A 23,917-nucleotide genomic window follows, 5' to 3' on the forward strand; every position below is an offset into this window, starting at 1 on the left:
GGGCGGGCCTAGTTAATCTAAACTTGTGCTCGAATATATTGCTGGTTTTCGTTCTGTCAAGAATATTGTTAAATTTTATTTTTAGTTGTATATATTGACTTCCCTATAAACCCCGGTCCCTGTAAGTTGTAGGGAAGTCAAGTGTTTGTTGTTTTTTTGTTTGAGGCCGTACTAGGTCTTGTTCTTCTCACGGGGAACTCGAAGTTTCGATTTGCCTGTGAGGTCGTCGACACAGTTATCGAAAGGGAGCGCTAGGTCAGCGGAAGCTCTGACTGTTGATGCTTGAGCCACTCGATTAGTGTCCCGGTATCGTTCGCTTCAGTCGCGATCGATGTGCGAAGAGCGCGACTTGGCTCTGCAGCGCGGCTCGGCCGTCCTGGGCGATGCCCTTTCTTCTGCAGCTGCTGAAAACGCTCAAAATCAATGTGACTGAGATCGATATTGAAGCGCAGCATTTCCATGGTTTGTTGTTTCAGCTCAATGCTGTAGTCATTGCCGTACTCCGCTGTCGTGGATTCGTTGCTGTGCCCGGTGAGAGCCTGGATACGGGGTTGATCCACGCCGGTCTGACGCAGCTGGTTGATAAACGTATGCCGCAATGAGTGAAAACTCAGGCCGTTCAGCCGAGGAAAACCGCACTGCTGCAAGTAACCTGCTCGCTGCGGGTCACCGCAAAACCAGCGTGAAGCGATGTGGCTGTGGGCGCGTCGGATATCAGCACGCATCTCCGGAAATAGCAGCTCTTTGCTGGATGCCGCAACCGCTCGGCGTTGCGCAACAAACGCGAGAAACCCCTTCTCCAACAACACAGAATGCAGCGGAATATCGCGAACACTGCTGCTGTTTTTCAGCAATTTGTGGGGATGGTTCAGGTTATGACTGATTACCCAGGCACCTTCCGGTGTTTGATAGATATCTTCGAGGGTCAGTTGGCACAGCTCGTTCAGCCTGGAGCCGGTGAACAGGCCGAGTAATGGCAACCAGAATTTGAAGTTGTCCATCCGCCAGCGCGGCACTTTTTCGGTGGTGTACACCGGGCCGTTGAGCATCTGCTTGAGCTCGCTCTGCGTATAGGCGCGTCGCACGCGGGTACTGCGCTTGCGGGCCTTTTCCTTTAAACGTACTGGCCCAGCTATATCGCGGGCGATCCACTCGTTCTCAAAAGCAAAGCGAAACATCGACTTCGCCAGGTCGAAATACTTCTTCGCTGTCTTAGCGTGGATGGCCTCGTAGCCGCCTTGCTCAATTAGGACGTGGATCGGGGTGCTATTGAGTTCACTGAGTTGCCGCCGGTTGCGTGGATACATCATCAGAACCGTTCGCAAATTCCGAAAGTCTTCGGTCGTTACGGAGTGAAGGGGGCGCAATGGCCCCAGCAACTCACAGACGACTTCGAGGCGAGCACAATTCAGGAACCGCGTTCCTTGGTGTGACCATTGCCCCGTCAGCTCCTGGTCGCGTCTGTAACGCTCCAGAAGCTGCTGAATCGTCATGCGTGCTTCCGGTGATTGCTCGCTACGCGGCTGCTGACCTCCGGAGAACAAAGCACCCAATGGATTAGCCGGACTTGCATCCTGGTTGGTGGTCGGCAGCGTCCAGCCGTCATCACTGCCAGGCGTGGGAGTCGTTGGTGGCGTTTGGCCTGGCGGAAGCGGTACGTCTCCGTCCGGGCGTAGGCGCGCTCTTATGGCTTCGACGTGAATCCGCAACTCGTTAAGGCTTGGTATACCGCTACCGAACTGCTGGCCTTGAAGAATGAGCCCGCATAGCCAGTCGAAACGCTCCAAGACGAAGCCAGATTTCAGGATGGATTCGTGCAGATCATGCGTATGCAACTCGAACGCCAGGCGGTCAGGCAGTTGAGGATACTGACTGCGCAGCAGCGCGGGCATGTCCACGCTGAACAGGTGGGGTGTTCCGGTTGCCGGATGCAAGCTGTGAGGGGCGTTACTGGTCCCTGCAGGATTGTCGAGTTTGCGCAGAAACTCATGGTCCCGCTCACGCAGATCGAGTGGGCGTAGAGCCAGCCAGCGCGGGTTGTGCCGGAAATGCAAACCGTGCTCGGGGAGCAGATAGCGTCGCAGAGCCTCCAGATGAAAGCTGGCTTGGTACAGAGGGAGCCATTCGCTGCGCTGTAGGTGCTGCTCCAGCAACTGGGTCAATTCTGCCAGGCCTTGCAGTACGAACACGGCGCGTTGCTGGGCTTCCTCCGGATTCAGCGTGTGCAGCTCGAACACTTGGGTTTTCAGCAACAGGGGATAGGCGGCGCCTAGTAGGTCAGGGAGGGGCACTTGCAGGGTGAACTGGTGCTGTTCGCGCAGGAGGAACGTAGGCGTCTGACGCAACTGCTCATAGCGCATGCGCCCAATAGCCAGACTCAGGTCTTGAACGGGGCAGACGATCTGCGAGCTTTTAGGTGCAGGTGCAGGTGCAGGTGCAGGTGCAGGTGCAGGTGCAGGTGCAGGTGCAGGTGCAGGTGCAGGTGCAGGCGCGAGTTGGACTTCGGGCTTTTTGCTTAGGGGGGCAATCGAGTCGCGGATGCGCGCCAGTTCTTGCTGGAGGCCTTCAGTGGTCTTGATTTCGCCCAGGCGAAAGCGTAGTCGGCGGATGCGTTCAGCTAGATCGAGGGCGAGGTCGCGGGCTTCATCAACTGCAATGCCGTCGAGTGACCAGCGAATTTCACGAGACGCGTAAGGAAAGCGCTGCTGGAGCAGGCTGGGCAGGATCAGCCTAAAGGTCAGCTGGTTGTTTTTGTCGCGATATAGGTAGTGGGCTAGGTGTTGCATGGGGTTCAACCTCGTCGTCAGTGGAATTTCCTGAGAAATTTCCAGACTCGGTTTGAACCCCTTTCAAATTAAGTCTTCAAAATCAAAGACTTAACCTCGTAATTGGTGGAGCCGGGGGGATTTGAACCCGTGTCGCTGGTTCCGTATTGCACCGCTATCGTCTGCTTTTGTAAGTAAATCAGCCTGTTATGATTTGCACGCTCTCGCATTGGTCGACTTTGCCTTGCTGTGTCTGTGACAGTTTTGAGGCACTGAGTCTAGCTACAGGTGAATTGCTATGGCAAATTGCTACTAATTCTGCGGGTTCCTCAATTCAAACCCTAGAAGCTCTAATATTTTACATGGGGGTATAGTCATGTTTGAGTCCATTCTTTTTCGGCGTAACTCAACCCACCCTGGCCAGACTGCAGTTGATGTGGGTGCAATCATCGAAGCACTGCTTTTCTACGGCTCTACCCATGTAATGGTTGATCGATCTTCACTGCTAGAATTGCTTGTGAAGTTCGGGGATGAGGTTTTATTTGAATTAATTAGTGGTGGTTATCTAAAAGTTACGTATGTTGAGTCATGGAATGGAATAATGACGGACTCTCCCGGAAGTGGTCCGCCTTTACATTCTCCAGTATTTTTTACTTCTTCAAATCATCAGTTTCCTGATGTTTTGAGAACGTCTTGTATTGAGGTTCATGGAAAATCCGGGCGCGGGCGTCGTGCAGCAAGCCGATTGGAGAAGGTTTTTCATGTTCATCAGCATGATCAAGTGATTGCTGATGGAGTTCGAGACGTTTTTTTAAATGACCAGTATATGTCTGTGGCAGCTAGATCAGTGCTAGGTAACTTGGTTCCGGGGGTTGACTTTTCTGCTGCTAGTTTTTTTGCACGTAAGGTTGGTGATCGGTTCGTTGTTGAAAGTGACTTGGATTGGCTGGCTGTGAATCGTCAGTATCATCAATTTGTCTCGCCCAAGCACTCGGCAATTAATCCGGCGTATATCTTGAGTAATATATTTAACGTTGAGTGCGATTTGTACTTTGCTTCAGTAAGCTCTTCTGAGCTTCATACGTCGTTGTTGAATTCAAGGCTGATTTCGGCTCGTATTAATTTTGTTGTGCAGCATCGCATGAGAAGTCAATTGGAGTTGAACAGATTTCAGTCGGCTTTATTTCCTGGTGCTAAATCTGTTCGTGAAGCAGTTAACTCTGGGAAGGTTTCGGTTCTGGAGTTGCTGCCTGTTATTGAATCGTCATGTAAGTTTAAAAAATGGTTACATGGCAGGCCGTTTGATGCGGATTTATTGGCTGAATACCACAAGGAAGTAACTAAGGAAACGATCGTTGACCGGCTGCCAGGGAAAACAACTCGTTTCGCTATTTTTACTGGCTTAGGGGTCGTTCTTGATTCATTCGCTACAGCGGGTGTTGCTACGACTGCAGGCCTTGCAATAGGGGCGTTTGATGGGCTCTTCTTGGATAAACTACTTAAAGGTTGGAAGCCAAATCAATTTATTGAGAGCAAGCTTGGGCCTGCTCTTAAGAAAGCTTAAGCCCCTCTATCAAATTCGCCTTCCATTGCGGGCGTACCAGTGCCTAACCCCGGCTATTTGTCGCAGTGTTTGCGAAATTTTTTCGATACTATTCCCACAGCACCTCTTCCCGGGCTATGGAAATGTCGCCGGGTGCATCGATGTGGATTTTGGCCCGTGATCCCGTGATCTCGCCTAGCCTGATTTCTATGCCGGTAGTGGCGAGCTGCTTCAACAGCTTCTCGACATCGGCGCCAGGGGCCAGGTGTAGGAAAATGCTTTCGCCAGAATGGCGGCTGAGTATTAGTGACATTGTGACCCTCCTTGGTTTCAGCTTCTGGCTAGTAGACTAGAGCACGTCTGTCGCTTGTCTGATTAGGAGCTTGTTAGATAATAAATCTGTCCCCTTTTCAGTCCCCTTTTCAAGATCACGCCTAACGCTTTGTCTTCTTATGATGACCAGTCTTAGGTTGGGTTGTTTGTTTTATTCTGTATCATTGTCGCCAATTCTGTTTTTGTATATTACTTGTAATGTGTTAAAAATCTCTTCCTGCTTCATCGTAGCTATCGTAATTTTGCGCTCTACTTCGTTTAATTCCATTGCAATTTCTTGGATGTTTTCTTTTTTATTAGGGGTCGAAATGGCATCGGAATTTATTCTATTTGCCAAATGCCGCAAGTGCTCTTTTTTAAGTGTGAGGTCATTTAAGACGTTGTCTACATTTGTTAGCTCTCTCTCAAGATGGCCGATGTTAGCATACCCCCATTTTTCCTCAACATTGTCTCGCCTTGAGTTTGAGTGTAGTTGCAAGTATCTTTTGGATACGAACTTATTATGTGCTGAGCGATTAAAATTATCTGTATCAAATTTGGTGTTTCTTATTTGCAGTTCTTGCTCTAGATCCCTATCCTTTTGTCTAATATCCCTGATTTCATCAAGTATTTCTTTGGATGGTTTTTCCTTAACGCTTTTGCTCGCCAGCGATAAGAACCGCTCAGGGAGATACATGTGGAAATCAGTTCCTACCTCATTTTTGAATTCCTTGATTAGCTCTGGTCGTGGGCCGATCGTCTTACCCTTGAAGCGTAGCCACCAGTCTTCCTTCCCGTCATCCGTGATGAATACAACTGAGGCACTCTCTTTTTTTGCCTTTTGAAGTATGTCTTTCCAAATTATCAAGTCGCCATATGGTCTGCATCTTGAGGTTATGGTGTCTTCATCGCTTTGCTTTTTTATGTCTGAATAGCCTGGAGGTATTTTTTGCTTATATCGCTCAATGCCGTCTTTTATTATTTCTTCTAGCTTGGAGTTTGTCGATTCGTCGCCAACTCTTCCGTCAAATATTCTTGCAATGGATTCCTGTATTTCATCGGCACTTATTCTGGCGGTATGGGTTTCTTTGTTTTCGGTAAGTTCGGTTTTTACCTTGTCCAGGCTGAGCGCAACACTCTTCATTGTTTTTTCTGAAACAAACGGGTGCTGCCTAGAGTTCTCTAGCTTACTTTTAAGCTTGCTTATTTCTGTAATTGTTTTCTCATATTCCTCTTGTTGTTCGTGTATGACGCCGAGTCTGTTTTCTAGATACTCTGCAGCTACTCGATGAGGTATCCATATCTTGTCTATTAATGTTTCAAGTGTATTTACAAACAAGGATCTTGTTTCGTCGGAATACCTATATAAATTCAGTAGAATGTTGGTGTCAAAAATAAAAATACAATTGGTCCAGAGCGCTGCGTTATCCGCTGGTTTAGAGAAATGCCCAGGAAATTTGTCTTTCATAAATTGTCCTTTACTTGATCTCGTTTTCTCGAAACCGAGTTTCACTCGGTGTCTTTTCTAACCGCACTTGGCTCCATGTGCTCGGGCATACCAGCGCCTAGCTACTATCTGGGTGATCGCTATCCCGCGTTGGGTTGGCTCAAGTTTCGGTTGGCTTCTTCGTATTCAGGGCTGGTCTGGCCGCACTCCGGTGCAATCTGGCCGCTTGCGAGCCATAGGGCATATTGCGGATAGATCAGGGTCAGCGCTTCGACCTCTTGGGTACTGATCCGAGTCCGCTTGTCATATCGAACGGTCCTCCACCGGGTTCCCCCGATCTCCGTCTTCTTCACCAGCTCATCTAGCCCGGTCTTATCGATAAGCGATCTAACGCGGTCGTCTATTGATTCCATAATCGTCTAGTAATTTACATTCGTAATATACAAAAAGAACCACATCTGACGTATATTACAGATGTAGATTACGTTAAGCCTTGCTGCAAACGGTTGAGGCGTAGCCCAGTAGTGCTGAGCATAGTGGATTAAAGCAGATGGATACGGAAGGACTGGACCCTCAAAAGCTAATCGGTTGCCCACCTTTAATGCCTTGGCAGGCGTTCGCCGACTGGATCGGCATGGGTGAGGAACCTATTGTCGTCCGTACATGGCTTGAACGTGGCTACCTGCCAAGCCTCAAGGTAGGTAAGCGCGTGATGGTTAATGTCGCACTCCTGACACGCCAGCTCGTTGAACAGGAGTGGACGCTATGAGTCGGGCAGACCAGCAATTCAAGCTGCGCATGCCTGCCGCTCTCCGCGCTCAGGTCGAGCACGCCGCCAAAGATGCCCGCCGCTCTCTGAATGCCGAAATCGTCATTCGCCTGGAAGCGAGCTTCGCCCAGGAAGCGACAAAGCAGGAGGTGCGGCATGGCTCTTGAGTCCATTCCAGCCTGGGCAGACCGTCACGGCGTCACGCACCACGACGCTCATCGCTGGGCTGCGCTCGGGACGATTCCCACCGTAAAGCTCGGCAAGCGCCGCATGGTGATAACTGACGATGGACAAGTACCTCCGCCAACCCCATGCCCCGGATTGCTCCTGCTCTGTCTGCTGGTCCAAAGCCGAAATGGCCAAGCCCGCGCCTTGCCCGTCCACACCCTGCGACCAATGCCGCCGCGCATCTGCCCGACCCGTGCGCACCCTAAAAATGGGCCTCGTCGCTGGTGTCTGGATGCCGTTGCTTTCCCAGTGGCAAATCACACCGGCCTTTACCTGCGCGAAACACATGCAACCCGACCGACCGCCGAAATATTGGAGCGTTGTGCAGGACACCGGCAAGCCCACGCCCTACGTCCCGCGCTGGGATCTGTTCGAGCTGGCGGGGTGAGCCAATGACCGTCTCTTTCCGCGTTGGTCGCTATTTATTGGCCCTGCTCTGGCATTGGTCGATTCCGTTCGTCCTCGGCGGGGTGTTTGCGTCCGTGTTGGCTCTCCAGGGTGTACAGGAGGGCGTTGCCCTGCTCGACAACGCCTTGGACGCCTCCATCAGCCGAGTGGCCGAAGCCTGCGCCATTCCACCTGAACCACCCGACAGGCGATCGCCGCCTGTGTCCGGGTCTGGTTTACCAGACGCGGGCGCAGGTGGCGAAACGGGATGACAAGGGCATGGCCCTTGGTGTTCACCCACTAAGCATTCAACGCAAGTCCCGGCTTTAAACCCGGCAAGTCGAAACACACCGGCAGATTCGAACCTTAAAAGTTCACCTGCTCGGGATCGTTCGGCCTGCTGAAAGGCAAAACCGCGCACTAACGCGCACCCCAAGCGAGGAAATACCAATGGCACGTTCAATCATGGAAGTAGCATTCCTGGGCACTCAACGCTTCGACGGCGAAAACGGCCAGAAATACATCAAGGTCTTCTACGGCGACGAGCCGGACGGCAAGACCGAACACGGCCTGTCCATCATCGGCATGGCGGCGGACGATGACGCCGCCGAAGAAATCTTTGCAGCCGGCGCCCACTTCGACCCGCTGCAAAAGGTGCGCATCACCTTCGACGTCGCTCGCGGCGGCCAGAACAAGGGCAAAAATCTCGCCCTGCATCTGGAAGCGGTCGGCGAGAAACCTGCCAACCGCCAACAACCGCAAACCCCACCACGCCCCGCGTCTGACGCGGCCAAGTCCTAACCGGGAGGGCTGAGCCGTGCTGATCCACGACCGCGTCCTCTGTGACCTGTGCTTGGCCCCCATGGGCCAACTGCACAACCAGACCGCCGAGTTCTGCGACTGGGCCAACGAAATCAGCACGCCGCCCCATTACGCCATCTGCCCTGACTGCTACGAGGCCAGCCAACCGGTGCTGTGCGAGGCAGATCAGGACAGCGAATAAGGGGAACCGACCATGGGCTCGCTTGATAGCTACTTGGCCAACGTCACGCTTGGCGACCTATGGGCCCTGCAGTTCATCCAGGGTCTGGTCTATCTGGCCGCCCTGGGCCTGATCCACGGCCACCAGAGGTAACGGGCTATGGCTTTCACCTGGGAGCAATACCTCGTCATCGCTGGTTTGTTTGTGGGCGCCCTGGGACTGGGCATCGCCTGGGGCACTTTCCGGCTTGGCTGGAAAGAAATTATCGATGCTTCAACCAACTGAGGAAACTCACCATGCAAAAGACTCAACTGGCCGTGTCCATCGGCCAAGCCAACGGCAGCAACGACACCCGTGTCGGTAAAGCACGGGGCGGCAACATCGCTGCTATCACTGCAACCGGCGCTCTCATGGCCACCACTGGCGCTGCGCAAGCCGCCATCACCGTTCCCCAGGAAATGCTCGACGTGTTCGTCGATCTGGCCACCGCCTTCGGCACACTGGTCGCGGCCGGCGCCATCCTGTTCGGCGTCATCCGTGGCGCTCTGGCTCTGTTCAAACTGGCTGGCCGCGTGTTCTCGGCTGCTGGCGCGTAACGGGGAGGCGGGTAGATGCGTACGACTATCCGCCTGTTACTTGCCCTCACCCTTATGGGGTGGGGGCAGTTTGTTTTTGCGGCTGACTATACGTGGTGGTCATATTTCTATGAGCGTTCCGCTTCGTCGCCGTCTGCGCTCTGCATATCTATCCAATCTTCTGGCGGTGGCGCATTTGTATTCACGACCACTAACAAAACTTCAGCTCAATGTTTAAATTCAAGTGGCAGTCCGGTAGGCCAGACGCACATGGTGCGCCAAGGCGACGGTTGTTCTGGCGGTAAAATTTACAACACTGAAACGGGTGGCTGTGAGGTTCCGCCTCCAGATTGCTCGACCGCTCCTGATATCTACAGTGCGCAGGAGTGCACCTATACCGAATCGCTCAAGCTGTTCTCCTGCCCGGATACCGTCAACAGCAACGGCTGTGCCTACGTCTCGTCGCCCAATGGGCAATCCAACTGCGATATATCCACTTCGATCTGCGTAAACCGCTACTCGCCTAATGGCGATGAAGCGGCAGCAGGCACTCCTGAATGCACCGACACCACCTGCGCACCTTTGCCTTCCGATCCAGGCGAAGCCCCGGAAAATTGCGTGACCGGTGGCGATTCCACCTACTGCTTCGAGGATCAGGAATCCGGCTGTGGCACCTTCAACGGTAAACAAGGCTGCTTCGAGGATGAAAGCGGTTGCGGCACCTTCAACGGCACCTGGGGTTGCTACTCAACCGATAAAGACACCCGCAACTGTGGCTACGCCAACGGCGAACAGGTTTGCTTCGATCCCAACAACCCAACCCAGCAAATACCCACCACCTCGCCGGATCATCCCGTCAACGGCGGCAATGCTGACGGCAACGAAAACAACGACCCCAAAGCCCCGGGCGCTACCGGCAACACCGGTGCCCAGGACGGCGATCAGGGTGCTACCAATGAAGGCCTCGACCAACTGGGCGACGAACTCGGCGCCAAGATCGACAAGACCAACTCCTTGCTTGGCGGTATCGGCGAACTGCTCGGCGGCATTGGCGACCAGCTCGGCGAACTGCTCGATGGTCTGTTCGGCGAAGACTACGACGGCTCCGGCGATGGCGACGGTGAAGCCATCGAAGGCGAAGCCCAAGGTCTCGGCCAACAACTCGGCGACCTGATCGGCGAGCAGACCGAACAGATCATCGGAGAGCGTGACGCGGACGCCAAAATTGCCCTGGAAGATGACATTCCCAAGCTGGTGTCCGGTACAAACGGCATCTTCGATCCAGACGGCCCGGTGGTCGCGTCCCTGGATTTCCTCAATGACGTGCTGCCGTCTGCCTATGGCTGCAGCGACTACGAAATCGCCTTCGACCTCGGCCAGTACCACAGCACGCTCAAGCTACCGGTTTGCGAACTGACCCGCCTCAAGCCGCTGCTGGAATATCTGGTGTGGATGATCACCATCATCGGCTTCTGGAAAATCCTTTACTCGGGCCTGCGCCTGGAAGATGCCAAAGCCAATAAGGGAGGCTTCTAGATGGGCTGGATCATCGGTTTTCTCAAGAAGTTCTTCCCCAACCTGTTTGGCCGCCTGGGCAAGTTTCTGGTCGGCTTCATCGGCCCGATCATCACCCCGGTACTGGCCTTCATCGCCCAGTTTTTCAAGAAGGTGGCGATCTTCTTCATGATCGTTGCCGCCATTCACTTTGCCGTCAACGTGCTGGTAGAAGCCATTGTCGGGCTGCTCGGTGAAGTGCTCGGGCATGGCGTTGTCCAGTACTTCGAAGTCGGCCGCATGTTCCTGCCTTCCAACCTGAGCTACTGCGTCTCCCTGCTGGTCATCGCCAAGATCAAATCGCTGGTTTTCTACTGGATACACCGGCTCTCCGAACAGTTCATCCATACCTGAGCATCCGCCATGGCCGTGTACATCGTCACCGGCAAGCTGGGTGCCGGCAAAACCCTGCTCGTGGTTATGCGCATCCTCGCCTACCTCAAGCAACGTCGTCGGGTGGCGGTAAACATCGACGTCAAAATGGACAAGCTCTGCCAGCGCGATAACCGCTACTCGCGTCTGGTTCGGCTCCCTGACCTGCCCTCAGCCGAAGACCTGATCGGCCTGGGCATGGGCCACGACACCTACGACGAAGAACACTTCGGCGGCATCTTTCTCGACGAAGCCGGGGTTTGGCTCAACTCCCGCGACTGGAACAGCGGCGGTCGTACCGACCTGCTCAAGTTCTTCCTGTTCTTGCGTAAACGCCGCTGGGATCTGTGGCTGTGCGTGCAAAACGTCAACGTCATCGACAAACAGATCCGCGAGTCGATTGCCGAGCACGTCGTTTACATCAATCGCTGGGATCGGATGAAGCTGCCGTTTCCGTTCGGCTTCCTGCTGACCGTGCTGACCCTCGGCTTTTTCAGGGGCCGCCTGCCAAAGATGCACCAAGCCATTGTGAAGTATGGCGCCAAGTTCAATTCGCCCAAGGTCGAAGACTGGTTCTACCGCGGGGAAGAGTTCTACGACTTCTACGACACCACCCAGGAATACAACAAGGACTACGACAAGGGCGCCTATTCGATGCTGCCACCGGGTTACTGGCGTCGTCCCTTGCCGACCGCCACGCGCGATGGAGACTTCTACATGCGCACCACCAAAATCTTCTTCAAGCGCTTCGGCGTGATCAACGGCTTCTTTCTCGGCGCCTTCTGCGCGTTGGTTGTCAGCGTCCCGGTGTTCGCCGGCATTGCCCTGGTCAACCGGCCAACGACTGCCGCCGCCGTCCAGCAAGTGGAACGCCCAGCCACCGACAAGCTTGCCGACGAGTTCCGCGAGCTGCGTATAGCCAGCTATGGCCGTCTGTCCGGCAACACCTTCTATGTGTTCCTCCAGGCCGACGGCTCCCGCCTCAGCAGCGCAGACCTCAGCGTCCGCGATGTGCACGTGAAAGACCGTGGCCCCCGTGAAGCCCTGCTGGTTCGCGGTGATGACTTTCTCTCGATCTACAGGTGATCCCATGACCCCACGACAACAAAATTGGTTGTGCCTCTATGTCATGGTCTGGCTCGGCGCCTTCCTCCTGCTGGCACCCCCGGCACCGGCTGCCGAACGGGTCGAACTCTACGACGCCACCTTGCAGGATTTTGTCGAGTGGTCGGCCAAGATCCTCGACAAACCGGTGGTGGTCGGCTCCGATATTCGCTCGGCACCGATCAGCGTGTTTGCCTCCTACACCGACAAAGCCGATCTGGAGCGCCTGCTTAACAACGCCGTGACCAGCGCCGGCTTTCACTTCGCGGCCAACGGTGGAAGCATCCTGATCAGCTCACAGCCGATCCCCGAGTCACCCGAGCTGCGCACGCGCGTTTTTCAATTGCAGCACCTGCAATCGGACTTTGCCTATCAATCGATTCGCGACGTCCTGCAATCGCGCACCGACCAGACCGAGCAGGCTTCCAGCGCCGCCATGGCCACGCCGTCGCCGACCTCCAACGCGGTGATCGTCACCGCCACCGATAAGCAGCTCGAGGTGATTCAAAGTGTCCTCGCCGAAATCGACAAACCCCGTCGCCAAGTGGTCATTACCGCCGTGGTCGTCGAGCTGGCCGATTCCGACTTCGAAGACCTCGGCCTTAACGTCAGCCTCGACAGCGAACACGTCAACGTCACCGGCGCCACCCTGCGCAGTTCCGACCGATCCAACCTCGGTTTCTCCCTGACTTTCTCCGGGCCTACGCTCTCGGCCTTCCTGCAGGCGGTCAAAGTCACTGGCAACAACCGTATCCTCTCGACCCCGCAACTGCTCACCCTCAACCGCGAGTCAGCTTCCATCGTCGTCGGCCAGAACGTGCCCTTCATCACCGGCCAGACCACCAGCGGCGCGACCCCGGCTTCCGATCCGTTTCAAACCATCGTGCGCCAGGATGTAGGCGTGTCCCTCGACGTCACCCCGTTTATCACGCCCTCGGGGGCCATCGAACTGCAGGTCAATCAGTCCGCCTCCAGCGTCTCGGATGACACCAGCGCCGCCGACATCATCACCAATACCCGACGGATTTCGACCCGCGTGCAGTTGCCCGATGGCGGGGGTGTGCTGCTCGGTGGCCTGCGTTCCGAGCAGGTCGACAAGTCACAAACCCGCGTCCCCTATCTATCTGCCGTCCCGGTGGTGGGGCACCTGTTCCGCTCAACCTCGACCAGGCTCCGCGCGACCAATTTGGTGGTTTTGCTCACTGCCTCGATCCACGGGGTAGCAGATGGGATAGCGGTGCCTGATCCAGTGCGTGGGTTAGTCCCTCAAGCGGTCGACGAGGTGAGCAGCGGTATCGGCGCAGCCGGTGCCGCTGCGCGCCTCACGGGCCGCGCCTCGGCGCGCTGACGTCCCTGTAACACGTCAGTAAACAAGAAATGAGTTTCCGCATTAATCGGCAATAGGTGAAGAAATGGCAAAGGTAATCGACCATAAACGCTTGGACGTTTTGACCGCTGTGGAAGACAAGCAAGGGCGTTTGTTTGTCGATCCGGGCAATTACTCTTTTACAGACCTGTCGGCAGTTCGCCTGCTTCGCTGTGGCGTCGACACGGTGCGCCAGTTGTATCGGGGCTTGATCCGTCCTGAAATCATGGCCCTGTTTGAAACGCCGGGGGCTATGGTCGAATTTGCCGGCGAGATCTGGCATTCGGGCCGTGTCGGCAAAGACTCCGGCTATCAATACAAGCTGCAAAACGCCGACCTCGGCATCATCCTGTTGGTGAAAAACTTCAACGCCAAGCTCGACAACATCGGGCCTCACCTGAAAATCGAAGTATCGCCCCATGCAATCGACGCGCTGTCACCTGAACGCCTTCAAGAGCGCATGGACTACTACGCAGCCGCTGTCCTGACACACCGCGAACTCAACCAATGCGCTGTCCATCTGGCGCTTGACCTCCAGGGCTGGACACCTCCTACCGATCTGGTGGCCCGCATGCACTGCAAGGCGCGCACCCATCGGGATATTTCCGGCATCAATGAAATCAACTGGGCGACTAAATCCAGCGTCTACGGACGGGGTGAAACCTCGATGTTCGGCTCTGCCGGTGGCGTCCAACTGGCTATCTACAACAAGACCGAACAGGCCCGCGCCACCGACAAGCTCGACTATTGGGAAAGTGTGTGGAAACGCCGCGACAGCTTCGACGAAAGCGACCCGGACAACTACGACCCCGAGGCGGACGTGTGGCGGGTAGAGCTGCGTTATCACCATTCGGTTATCCAGCAGTTCGCCAGTGGCTCGATAGACCTCAAGACAGGCGAAGCCATTGATACCCGATCCTTTGCCGCTTTCTCGGCCCATCTGGACGGCTTGTGGCGCTATGGCCTGGGTCAATTCAAGTTGCTGGCGCGTCCGGGCTACTTTGAACCGATCTGGACGCTGATCCGCGATGACGTGCGGGTCGATCTGCCGGTTGATTCGCTGCTGGATGACACCGAATACAAACGCTACTACAAGACCTCGCGTGGCTTCTCTGGCAAGAACGTCGAACTATTCCTGGGCAACTTCGTCAGCTTGTTGGCAAGGGAGCGGGTGGGTGCAAAAAAGGCGTTTGACCGGCTCAAGGAGTGGGAATGCTGGTCGGTCATCCGCGACCACTACGCCGCCAAGGACATGAGCGAGCGCGACCTCTACACCCATATCAAGAACCTACTGCAAGAGCGGCATGTTAGATGGGGTCGGGCGGTATGAGTGTCAAACGCAAACCCGATGGTCGTTGGATTGCTGACGTTCAGCCCATCCGTGGCCAGCGCTTCCGCAAGATCTTCGATACCAAAGCCGAAGCTCTGCGCTATGAGACGTTCATCATCGCCAATAAGGCCGTTGATCCGGCCTGGAATCCGAAATCGTCTGACCGTCGCAAGCTCTCCGAGCTGGTAACCCTCTGGTATGACTTGCACGGCCATATGCTTAAAGATGGTACTCGTCGAAAGGCCAAGCTAGATGCTCTTTGCCTTCGGCTGCGTGACCCGTTGGCTGCCAAGCTCGATGCTTCGGTCTACGCCCATGACCGGCGCGTTCGCTCTGAAAACGGCACCAGTCCAAAGACGCTCAACAATGAATTGGGCTATCTGCGGGCCGTGTTCAATGAGTTGCGGGGCTTGGGCCAGATCGACTATCAGAACCCGTTAGAGCTGGTGAAGCCGTTCCGCATTGAAGAGCGTGAGTTGTCCTGGCTGACAGACGATCAAATTTCGATCCTGCTGGAAGCTATCCGCAAACACTCCGACAATCCGCACGTTGAGCCGATCACGATGCTTTGCTTGGCTACCGGGGCTCGATGGTCTGAGGCCGAGGGCTTAACCCCGGCTAGGCTGCGTAATGGGGCGGTGACGTACAGCAAGACGAAATCAAGCCGGGTTCGTACGGTGCCAATAGGGGATGCCCTGGAGAGTTTCATCAGGGATCACTGGAAGCGGTACGGGCCTTTTACTGGATCGATCAGCTCGTTTCGACGTGCCCTGGTTCGATCCGGTATTCAGCTACCTAAAGGACAGGCTAGCCATGCTCTACGGCACACCTTCGCCAGTCACTTCATACAGAAGGGCGGCAACATCCTGACCCTGCAAAAGATCCTGGGTCACTCCAGCTTGGCGATGACCATGCGCTATTCGCATTTGGCCCCTGAGCATCTGGCGGAGGCGGTTAGGCTTAGTCCTTTGGCGGGAATAGACCTGACTATTCGTTTACCGCAGGATTGAGTTGCGGAGTCGAGCGGCCAGACTCGTCTGAAGGACTGCTAATCCTTCCCCATTGTTTAGGTACGTCAGATACCTGATGTGCCTTAGGTCGAAGGGAACGTCATCTGGATTTTGGGTGATGAGGATGACCTCTTTCCCGAGAGTGTGCGCGATGCCAATTTCGTAAAAAACGTTTGGATTTTGTCCCGTGCAGTCGCATACAACGAACGCTGAGCGATCAATCAAGCTGATTACGTCTTGGATTACTGCATGGTTTTCCCAGATGACGTCGACCCTGGTGCACCTTTTTCCTGCCGCTTCAGCAGCCAGTTGGATTGCGTCATAGACCCGGGTGAAAAGTGGGCTGAACGGCATCATTGCAGATACCTGAAGCGGATCTACTCGGTGTGGGTCAGGTAAGGTGAATGCCGTCGGAGAAGGTCTTGTGGGTCTCAGATTGGTCAGCAGAACCTTGAATAGGTCTACCTCTTTAACAGCCCAGTGAGTTTGTTCAAGCTCAGTGATTCCGCGGCTTCTTAGATCGATATGGAGCTGCGGGCCCATTTGAGTCAGCATTTCCTGAGGGATCGCAGGGATGTCTGGATCAAACGTATATTCGATCTGAATATCGGAGCCTCGGACACCCGCAGTAGAAATCCACCCAACTCGTGCGAACTGCGGGGCTCGGTGATGATTTGTTTCGTCTGCAAACAGAGCGGGTAGCTTTATTAACCGTTGTAGATCTGGAGCGTGACCTTGGCTAAACATCTGGACAATCGCTTCATCCGTCCAGGTGAGCATCCTCCCTTTAGGCATGCTGTCATGGCGTCCCTCCCACCCACCTGCTTTTACTAGCAAATTGAACATTTCACCCCCTCTACATGCTCATCGTCATATTTTGGGAAGAGTGACACTTTTGGGACATTCACTGCTAGCAGAAAGCAAAAACCCCTGAAATTCCTAGGAAAATCAAGGGTTTAAGTGTGTTTCAAATGGTGGAGCCGGGGGGATTTGAACCCCCGTCCGCCAGTTCTCCGCTATTGGTTCTACATGCTTAGCCGTGTCTACTGAGTTAACCCTTGGCCGCCCGACGGGCAGGGTGCTTTGGGCGAGTTGTGTAATTTTTAGCCACTTCGTCCACAACGTACTACGCGGCGATTCTGTTCTATATGACAATCATTTCGGGTTTACAGACATCCCCTAATGATTGCTGGAGCCGAAGCTACCAGAAGTGCGACTAGGCTGCTTACGCAGCTAGTTGAGCACCGTAATTGTCATCATTGGCAATTATGGAGGTTTGCAACAGTTTATTTACGAGTTCTGTTACCAACTCGGCATGCCCCTCAAGTTTTGCTACCGGCGTCGAATCCTAATCGGCCCCAAAACTGTGTTGCTTGAACAGTTGGACGCTTAGTGTACGGCAAAGGTTCCGTAGCGTCGACCGGGCAATCTTCCGGCGCACGCTACAGGTCATGTGCAGCTATGATTGCGGCTTGAGGTGGGTGCAATGTCTTTGGGAAGAGACCTGAATTATGCCGCGAGAATCGCGTTACCCCGTGCGCCAGTGGATTTGGCGCGCCTTTGTGCAGAGTGCCTTGATTCCGCTGATCCTGGTGGAGACGGTGTTGATCACCGTGTATTTGCTGAGCAATGCGGCCATTCGCGATGCGCAAATCGGTCATTTGCAGCAGAGTGCCCTGGAGGACTTGTCCACGGCGGTAACGCGCGAGGGCCATGTGATCGACGGTCGGTTGCGCGCGGTCGAGGCGCAGGTGCGGATTTTTCGCGATGCGGCGAGTCATGCGCTACAAAATACCGGCTTCCAGCCCGATGCGCTGGAACTCAAGCGACATGTTTCGACCAGCAATGGGGTGTTTTACAGCCGTAGCGACGACGGCCGTGCCGCGTCGTTCTACGCCAACAGCACGCCGCCGGCACAGCAGGATCACGTCAAGGCCTTGCGCTTGTCACAAATCGATCCGCTGATGCGTTCGATCCGCGACGCCAATCCGTTGGTCAGCGCGCTCTATTTCAATAGCTGGGACAGCTATAACCGGATTTATCCGTTCTTCATGACGCCTGAGCAGTATCCCCATGACATGGTGATACCCGATTACAACTTCTATTATCTGGCCGACGCCCGCCACAATCCCGAGCGCGAAGTGGTGTGGACCGATGTCTATCTCGATCCGGCCGGGCAGGGCTGGATGATGTCGGCGGTGGCGCCGGTGTATCGCGGCGACTTCCTCGAGGGGGTGGTTGGCCTGGATATCACCGTGGGCCAGATGCTCAGCGAGATCGGCGAGTTGGATGTGCCTTGGCAGGGTTATGCCATGTTGGTCAGCCGTGACAACAACATCATGGCGCTGCCGCAGGCCGGTGAGGAGGATTTTGCGCTGCGCGAGCTCACCGAGTACTCCTACGCCGAGGCGGTGCGCCGTGAGGTACTCAAGCCTGCGGACTTCAACCTTGGCTCGCATGCAGGCATGCAGCCGCTGTTGCAGGCCATGGCGTCCGGTCAGGGCCGCGTGCAGGAGGTCATGCTCGGTGGGCGCCAGCAGCTGGTGGCCTGGAGCGAGATTCCGCAAACCGGTTGGCGCCTGCTGCTGGTGGTCGATGAAGAGAATATTTTCAGGGAGACCAACAGCCTGGCCGAGCGTTACTTGCAGATCGGCTATTTGTTGATCGTTGGCCTGGCACTGTTCTATCTGCTGTTTTTTGCCTGGATGTGGCTGCGTTCGCGGCGCTTGAGCGATCAGCTGGCTCAGCCGATTGCCGGTATCGTCGGCATGATGCGCCGGCTCGGCCAGGGTGATTACCATCCCAGCGCACCGTCCAGCCAGATTGCCGAGTTGGTTAGCATGGCCCAGGCCGTGCAGCAGACCGGTGAGCAGTTGCAGGCCAGCGACATCGAGCGGCATGAGGCGCAGCGGATTCTGCAGCTGGTGCTGGAAAGCACCACGGAGAGTCTGTGGGAGGTGGATGCGCCGAGCCTGGCGATCAAGGTCAGTGACCACTTCGTCAAGCGTTTTGGCCTGCGAGCCGAGAGCATGAGCTTCAGTGAATTCAACTTGCGTGTGCACCCGGATGACCTGGAGCGCATCCGCCATCTGCGTCAGTTATTCGCGGTCAGTGGCGAGGATCAGTTCGAGGCGGAGTACCGCTATGCCGATGCCAGCGGCGAATATATTTGGCTGCTCAGCCGCGGCAAGGTCCTCGAGCGCGACAGCAACGGCGGTGCCTTGCGCATCGCCGGTACGCATGTCGACATTACCCGGCTCAAGCAGGTGCAGGAGGAGTTGCGCCGAGCCAGCCTGCAAGCCCAGTCTGCCAGTCAGGCCAAGAGCCGTTTTCTGTCGAGCATGAGCCATGAGCTGCGCACGCCGCTGAACGCCATTTATGGCTTTGGCCAGTTGATCGAGCTGGAGACGCAAGGCAAGCCGGAGGCTCAGCAGGAAGCGGATTATGCCCGCGAAATCGTTAACGCCAGTCGCCACCTGACGGCGTTGGTCGATGACATTCTCGATCTGTCGAGTATCGAGAGTCGCCGTCAGCAGCTGCAATTGCAGGCGGTGGAAGTCGGTGCGTTGCTCAATGGCTGCGCCGAACTGGTCCTCCCGGAGGTCCAGCAGCGGCGCCTGCAGTTGCAGGTGCTGGCGGAGATCGATGCAGGCTTGTATGTGCAGGCCGATATGCGCCGCCTGCGTCAGGTGATACTCAATCTGCTGTCCAACGCGATCAAGTACAACAGCCCGCAGGGGCTGATCAGCCTGGGCTATGAGGTGCGCCCGGACTGCGTACGCTTGTGGGTCGAGGACAGCGGGGCGGGCTTGACTCCCGAACAGCAGGCCCAGCTGTTTCAACCATTTCAGCGGCTGGGGCGTGAAAATTCGAGCATTCCCGGTACCGGTATCGGCCTGGTGTTGTGTCGCGAGCTGGCCGGCTTGATGGGTGGCGATATGGGTTTTCGCAGCACCCTCGGCAGTGGTAGCCGTTTCTGGATCGACTTGCCCGGCGCCGCGGCACCCGAGACAGCCGCCGCTGCTACGCCGCTGGTCGAAGCGCTAGCGCCGAAACCTAAGGCCGAAGTGCTGTGCGTCGAGGATCACCCGGCCTGTGTGAGGGTGGTGCAGGAAGCGCTGCGCGAGTTCGCCGACGTGCGTGGGGTCGGCTCGGTGCAACGGGCACTGAGCGAACTGGAGAGCTGCACGCCGACCTTGCTGTTGCTCGATCTGGATTTGCCCGATGGCGACGGGCTGCAAGTGCTGGATGCCATGCGCCGCGATTCACGTCTGCGCGCGGTGCCGGTGCTGGTCATCAGTGCGACAGCCGATGAAGCCGTGTTTAGCGAGGCGCGCCAGCGCGGCGCACAAGCCTGTCTGGCCAAACCTATCGATCTGGCTCAGGTGCGCCGGCTGGCCCTGACCCTGCTGGGTCAGGGCCAGTGACTGACTGGCGGCCTATTCGCTGGCCTCGAGCAACTGCAGGGCTTCGCCGAGCACTTGCACGGACTGGTCGTGGTCGCCGGCGTTGTGCAGTTCTTCGCCTTTGGCGCGGAGTTCTTGCACTTGTGCCAGTACGGCAGGGTCACTAGGTGGGTTGCTCTGCAGCATGGCGTCGATTTTCGCCATGTCTGCCGGGCATTGCGCGGCCCACAGCGGTACGCTGAGCAGGGCGGCGGCCAGGAAAGCAGCTAAACGATACATGACTATCTCCTTTCTGGGATTGAGTCTTAACTCTAGAGGGCGTGGCGCAAAAGCGCAGAAAAGCGATGAATGGCGGGTCGCCGGTGACACACACGCTTGGCGATCGGCGCTGTCAGTCTCTTTTCCAGTCCCGATTCAATTCGTCTCGGCGCCACCATCCCCGCCAGGTCCTTGCAACAGCTGCAACGCTTTTTCTGCATGAGCGCCGCAGGTTTCCACGTCACCGGCGCGTTGTGCCTCTTCGGCGGCTTTCTTGTGTTCTTCGACTTGTTCCTTGGCGGGAGAGGCCAGGGTCGTGAGAGTCGCCGAGTTGTCCGCGAGTTTCTGCAGATTGATGGTGCAGATGTCTTCGGCGAAGGCCGGGGAGGCCAGGGCGGCGGCGATGACAATGCCAAACAGGGAAAACCTATTCATCGGAGTGTCCTCCGCTCATCGGTTAGTTCTCGGAACGGCTCACCGCGAGCCCATTCACTGGGCTCACAATCAGATGACCCTCGTGGCGGGCCCGAGTTCAGGCTTTTCAGGGCCACGCCGCCGAGCGGCCTGTGCTGGACGGGGCTCATGCTGGTTACGCGCTGTGCTCAGGGCTTGTGAAAAAATCGAGCGCAGTAGGCGAGCGTTTTTCCACAAGTGCTCAGGTCGCCCTGGCCCGCGTGACCCGGTCCACCAGATAGACCAGCCCGTGGTAATCGATACCGCCGTGCTGGCTCAGGCCGATCTCGCAGGTGCGGCTGGTGCTGATGCCTTCCTCGCAGATCTGCACCGCGTCCTTCAGGCTGCGCAGCGAATGGGCGTTGAGTTCCGGGGTGGTGAAGCCCTTGTCGCCGGCGAAGCCGCAGCAGTGAATGCCTTCCGGGACCACCACCTCGCGGGTGCAGCGCCGCACGATATCGATCAGTCCCTGGGACTCGCCCAGGTGCTGGGTGCTGCAGGTGACATGCACCGCCACCGGTTTGTCCTGGGGATGGAATTGCAGGCGATCGACCAGGTGCTCGCGGATGAATTTCACCGGGTCATGCAGTTTCAGGCGCGGGTCGAGGCCGTCCTGCAGCAGGCGCAGGGTGCAGGGGCTGGTGTCGCAGTAGATCGGGTCGAGGCCGCCGCGGCTGGCCTTGAGCAGCGCGACTATGAGTTCCTGGCGCTTGCTGTCGGCTTGCGCGGGATAGCCCTTGGAGGCGAATGGCTGGCCGCAGCAGAGGTTGTCCAGGTTGTCCGGGAACACCACCTGGAAGCCGCCTTTCTCCAGGAGCGCGCGGGTCTTGTCGAGCAGCGGCATCTGCTCGGCATCGCTTGCGGCCGGGCCCATGGCGCGGGATACGCAGGCGGCGAGGTAAACCACCCGCGGGCGCTGATCGCCAGTGCTTACGGGCAGTTGCAGTCGGTGCAGCGGTTGCGGCATCGCCGGCGTCCACTGCGGCACGCGACCCCGGCTGGCCTTGCTCAGGGCGGCAGAGGTGCGGCTGAGCAGCGGGGCGCCCATGAGCAGGCGGGCACCGTTGGCCACGTGCAGCAGGACCCGGGTGCCTTGCATGGCACGCCGGAAGTTATTGGCTAGCCAGTCGGCGCTGCGTTGATTATGGGCATCGCGGGCACGCAGTTTGCGCACCAGATCGCCGGTGTTGATTCCTACCGGGCAGCGCTGGGCGCACAGGCCGGTGGCGGCGCAGGTGTCGATGCCCTGATAGCGATAGTCGCGCTCCAGTGCGGTGGTATCGATACCGGCGCGCTGTTTCGCCTGGATATCGCGCCAGATGACGATGCGCTGGCGCGGACTCAGGGTCAGCCCCTTGGACGGGCAGACCGGCTCGCAGAAGCCACATTCGATGCACTTGTCGACGATCTCGTCGGCGGCGGGCAACGGCTTGAGGTTTTTCAGGTGGATATCGGGGTCTGCGCTGAGCACCACATCCGGGTTGAGGATGCCGTGCGGGTCGAGCAGGCGCTTGAGCTGCCACATCAGCTGGTAGGCGTCCGCGCCCCACTCCAATTCGACGAAGGGCGCCATATTGCGTCCGGTGCCGTGTTCGGCCTTGAGCGAGCCGCCGAACTCGACCGCCACCAGTTGCGTCACGTCATCCATGAAGGCCGAGTAGCGGGCGACTTGCAGCGGGTCGTCGAAGCCCTGGGTGAAGACGAAGTGCAGGTTGCCTTCCAGGGCATGGCCGAAAATGATCGCCTCGTCGTAGTGATGCTTGTCGAACAGCGCGAGCAGGCGATTGACCCCTTCGGCGAGCTGTTCGATGGGGAAGGTGACGTCCTCGATGATCACCGTGGTGCCGGTCTGGCGCACCGCGCCGACGGCGGGGAAGGTGTCCTTGCGGATCTTCCACAGCAGGTTGTACACCGTCGGGTCTTCGCTGAAGTCGACCTGTTTTTCCAGTGCAAACTCGGCGATTGACGCCATGATCAGCGCTAGTTGCTCATGCAACAGACTCTGACTGGCGGCGCGCGACTCGATCAGCAGCGCGCAGGCGCTGGCGGACAGGCCCTTTACCCAGTCCGGCATGCCCGGCTTGTTCTCTACCGAACGCAGGCTGCGCCGATCCAGCAGTTCGACGGCGGACACCGGCTGTTGTTTGAGCACGGTGACCGCGCGGCAGCAGTTTTCCACGTCGGGGAACACCAGCAGGGCGCTGGCCTTGTGCGGGTGGTCGGGCACGGTGTCGTAGGTCACCGCACTGATGAAGCCCAGGGTGCCTTCCGAGCCGACCATCAGGTGGCTGAGGATATCCAGCGGCTGGTCGAAATCGACCAGGGCGTTGAGTGACAGGCCGGTGGTGTTCTTCAGCCGGTATTTATGCCGGATCCTGGCGGCCAGCGCGCTATTGGCGCGGGTCTGCCGGCCCAGTTCGGCCAGTTGCCCGAGCAGTTCGACGTGGCTGGTTTCGAATGCCGCCACGCTCAGCGGGTCTTCGCTATCCAGCACCGTGCCGCCGGCCAGCACCAGGCGTATGCCGGCCAGGGTGTGATAGGTATTGTGCGCGGTGCCGCAGCACATGCCGCTGGCATTGTTGGCGACTATGCCGCCGATCTTGCAGGCATTGATCGAGGCCGGGTCGGGGCCGATCTTGCGCTGGAAGGGCGCCAGCACGGCATTTGCCTGGGCGCCGATCACCCCCGGTTGCAGGCGGATTTGCTGGCCCTGGTCACGGATTTCCCGGCCGTTCCAGTTTTCGCCCAGCACCAGCAATACCGAGTCGCTGATCGCCTGGCCGGACAGGCTGGTGCCGGCGGCGCGGAAGGTCACCGGCACTTGATGAGTACCTGCCAGCTTGAGCAGTTCGACCACTTCCAGCTCGGACTCGACGCGGATCACCAGTTGCGGAATCAGCCGGTAGAAGCTGGCATCGGTGCCGAAGGCCAGGGTCGACAGCGGGTCGTCGAAACGGCGCTCGCGGGGGATCAGGCGCTCGACGGCGGCGAGGAAGGTGACGGGCAGGCTCATGCAGGCTCCGGAAATTGTCGGTTATCTTTTACTTGTAGGAGCC

The 23,917-nt window shown here is 57.0% G+C and carries 23 protein-coding genes and 1 other RNA gene; 15 read left to right on the top strand and 9 right to left on the bottom strand.

Translation table 11 applies throughout. From position 1 onward, the window contains the following. Window positions 1-251 precede the first annotated feature (251 nt). Window positions 252-2,786, bottom strand: coding sequence for a site-specific integrase (locus G9C89_RS20420; protein ID WP_172151588.1), 2,535 nt, complete (start codon window positions 2,784-2,786; stop codon window positions 252-254). 355 nt (window positions 2,787-3,141) lie between these two features. On the opposite strand from G9C89_RS20420, the gene G9C89_RS20425 reads away from it, so the two are divergent. After that, window positions 3,142-4,329 (top strand): hypothetical protein, encoded by a 1,188-nt coding sequence (locus G9C89_RS20425; protein ID WP_172151590.1) that lies wholly within the window; start codon window positions 3,142-3,144, stop codon window positions 4,327-4,329. An 88-nt stretch (window positions 4,330-4,417) separates the two neighbouring features. Here the strand turns inward: G9C89_RS20425 and G9C89_RS20430 are convergent, their stop codons facing one another. The 3 genes from G9C89_RS20430 to G9C89_RS25295 form a co-directional block, all read right to left on the bottom strand. Then, window positions 4,418-4,621 (bottom strand): carbon storage regulator, encoded by a 204-nt coding sequence (locus G9C89_RS20430; protein WP_172151592.1) that lies wholly within the window; start codon window positions 4,619-4,621, stop codon window positions 4,418-4,420. 171 nt (window positions 4,622-4,792) lie between these two features. Continuing rightward, a complete protein-coding gene (locus tag G9C89_RS20435; protein ID WP_172151594.1) occupies window positions 4,793-6,088 on the bottom strand; it encodes a PIN domain-containing protein in 1,296 nt (431 codons plus the stop codon). Between the two features lie 119 nt (window positions 6,089-6,207). Beyond that, the gene (locus G9C89_RS25295; RefSeq protein WP_256674343.1) at window positions 6,208-6,480 is read right to left on the bottom strand and encodes a hypothetical protein; all 273 of its coding nucleotides are present in this window, start codon (window positions 6,478-6,480) and stop codon (window positions 6,208-6,210) included. Window positions 6,481-6,617: 137 nt separating this feature from the next. Here G9C89_RS25295 and G9C89_RS20440 point away from each other — a divergent pair, with 137 nt between their 5' ends. The 13 genes from G9C89_RS20440 to G9C89_RS20495 all read left to right on the top strand — a co-directional run bounded on the left by G9C89_RS20440 (window position 6,618) and on the right by G9C89_RS20495 (window position 15,744). Further along, the gene (locus tag G9C89_RS20440; protein WP_172151596.1) at window positions 6,618-6,836 is read left to right on the top strand and encodes a DNA-binding protein; all 219 of its coding nucleotides are present in this window, start codon (window positions 6,618-6,620) and stop codon (window positions 6,834-6,836) included. Further along, window positions 6,833-7,003, top strand: coding sequence for an Arc family DNA-binding protein (locus G9C89_RS20445; protein WP_172151598.1), 171 nt, complete (start codon window positions 6,833-6,835; stop codon window positions 7,001-7,003). The genes G9C89_RS20440 and G9C89_RS20445 overlap by 4 nt, the downstream gene beginning before the upstream one ends. Window positions 7,004-7,122: 119 nt before the next feature. Further along, on the top strand, window positions 7,123-7,452 hold the full coding sequence (gene pflM / locus G9C89_RS20450) for a lysogeny maintenance protein PflM (RefSeq protein WP_172151600.1): 330 nt from the start codon (window positions 7,123-7,125) through the stop codon (window positions 7,450-7,452). Between the two features lie 449 nt (window positions 7,453-7,901). Next, complete coding sequence (locus tag G9C89_RS20455) at window positions 7,902-8,252, top strand: hypothetical protein (RefSeq protein WP_172151602.1); 351 nt, start codon at window positions 7,902-7,904, stop codon at window positions 8,250-8,252. A gap of 16 nt (window positions 8,253-8,268) precedes the next feature. Beyond that, window positions 8,269-8,454 (top strand): hypothetical protein, encoded by a 186-nt coding sequence (locus G9C89_RS20460; protein WP_172151604.1) that lies wholly within the window; start codon window positions 8,269-8,271, stop codon window positions 8,452-8,454. Window positions 8,455-8,592: 138 nt separating this feature from the next. Continuing rightward, the gene (locus G9C89_RS25305; protein ID WP_256674344.1) at window positions 8,593-8,718 is read left to right on the top strand and encodes a hypothetical protein; all 126 of its coding nucleotides are present in this window, start codon (window positions 8,593-8,595) and stop codon (window positions 8,716-8,718) included. 11 nt (window positions 8,719-8,729) lie between these two features. Continuing rightward, window positions 8,730-9,029 carry a hypothetical protein gene (locus G9C89_RS20465; protein WP_172151606.1) on the top strand — a complete coding sequence of 100 codons (300 nt, stop codon included), beginning with the start codon at window positions 8,730-8,732 and terminating at the stop codon, window positions 9,027-9,029. 15 nt (window positions 9,030-9,044) lie between these two features. Further along, window positions 9,045-10,544 (top strand): hypothetical protein, encoded by a 1,500-nt coding sequence (locus G9C89_RS20470; RefSeq protein WP_172151608.1) that lies wholly within the window; start codon window positions 9,045-9,047, stop codon window positions 10,542-10,544. Beyond that, on the top strand, window positions 10,545-10,916 hold the full coding sequence (locus tag G9C89_RS20475; protein ID WP_172151610.1) for a hypothetical protein: 372 nt from the start codon (window positions 10,545-10,547) through the stop codon (window positions 10,914-10,916). 9 nt (window positions 10,917-10,925) lie between these two features. Further along, window positions 10,926-12,020, top strand: a complete 1,095-nt coding sequence (locus tag G9C89_RS20480) for a zonular occludens toxin domain-containing protein (RefSeq protein ID WP_172151612.1) — start codon at window positions 10,926-10,928, stop codon at window positions 12,018-12,020. 4 nt (window positions 12,021-12,024) lie between these two features. Further along, entirely contained in the window at window positions 12,025-13,386 is a 1,362-nt protein-coding gene (locus G9C89_RS20485; protein ID WP_256674345.1) for a secretin N-terminal domain-containing protein, read from the top strand. 64 nt (window positions 13,387-13,450) lie between these two features. Next, window positions 13,451-14,734, top strand: a complete 1,284-nt coding sequence (locus G9C89_RS20490; RefSeq protein WP_172151614.1) for a hypothetical protein — start codon at window positions 13,451-13,453, stop codon at window positions 14,732-14,734. Further along, the gene (locus G9C89_RS20495; RefSeq protein ID WP_172151616.1) at window positions 14,731-15,744 is read left to right on the top strand and encodes a phage integrase; all 1,014 of its coding nucleotides are present in this window, start codon (window positions 14,731-14,733) and stop codon (window positions 15,742-15,744) included. The genes G9C89_RS20490 and G9C89_RS20495 overlap by 4 nt, the downstream gene beginning before the upstream one ends. Here G9C89_RS20495 and G9C89_RS20500 read toward each other — a convergent pair. Further along, window positions 15,730-16,590: a hypothetical protein gene (locus tag G9C89_RS20500; protein ID WP_172151618.1), complete on the bottom strand. Its 861-nt coding sequence runs from the start codon at window positions 16,588-16,590 to the stop codon at window positions 15,730-15,732. The genes G9C89_RS20495 and G9C89_RS20500 overlap by 15 nt on opposite strands. A 126-nt stretch (window positions 16,591-16,716) precedes the next feature. Further along, window positions 16,717-17,104: a transfer-messenger RNA gene (gene ssrA, locus G9C89_RS20505) on the bottom strand. A 151-nt stretch (window positions 17,105-17,255) separates the two neighbouring features. Between ssrA and G9C89_RS20510 the strand changes: the two genes are divergently transcribed. Then, the gene (locus tag G9C89_RS20510) at window positions 17,256-20,171 is read left to right on the top strand and encodes an ATP-binding protein (RefSeq protein WP_172151620.1); all 2,916 of its coding nucleotides are present in this window, start codon (window positions 17,256-17,258) and stop codon (window positions 20,169-20,171) included. Between the two features lie 12 nt (window positions 20,172-20,183). Here the strand turns inward: G9C89_RS20510 and G9C89_RS20515 are convergent, their stop codons facing one another. The 3 genes from G9C89_RS20515 to G9C89_RS20525 form a co-directional block, all read right to left on the bottom strand. Continuing rightward, window positions 20,184-20,429 (bottom strand): hypothetical protein, encoded by a 246-nt coding sequence (locus G9C89_RS20515; protein ID WP_172151622.1) that lies wholly within the window; start codon window positions 20,427-20,429, stop codon window positions 20,184-20,186. A 135-nt stretch (window positions 20,430-20,564) separates the two neighbouring features. Then, window positions 20,565-20,843: a hypothetical protein gene (locus G9C89_RS20520; protein ID WP_172151624.1), complete on the bottom strand. Its 279-nt coding sequence runs from the start codon at window positions 20,841-20,843 to the stop codon at window positions 20,565-20,567. Window positions 20,844-21,063: 220 nt separating this feature from the next. Then, window positions 21,064-23,874: an FAD-binding and (Fe-S)-binding domain-containing protein gene (locus tag G9C89_RS20525; protein WP_172151626.1), complete on the bottom strand. Its 2,811-nt coding sequence runs from the start codon at window positions 23,872-23,874 to the stop codon at window positions 21,064-21,066. Between the last annotated feature and the right edge of the window lie 43 nt (window positions 23,875-23,917).

The sequence above is a fragment of the Pseudomonas tumuqii genome, from assembly GCF_013184545.1.
In the GTDB taxonomy this organism is placed as follows: Bacteria; Pseudomonadota; Gammaproteobacteria; order Pseudomonadales; family Pseudomonadaceae; genus Aquipseudomonas; species Aquipseudomonas tumuqii.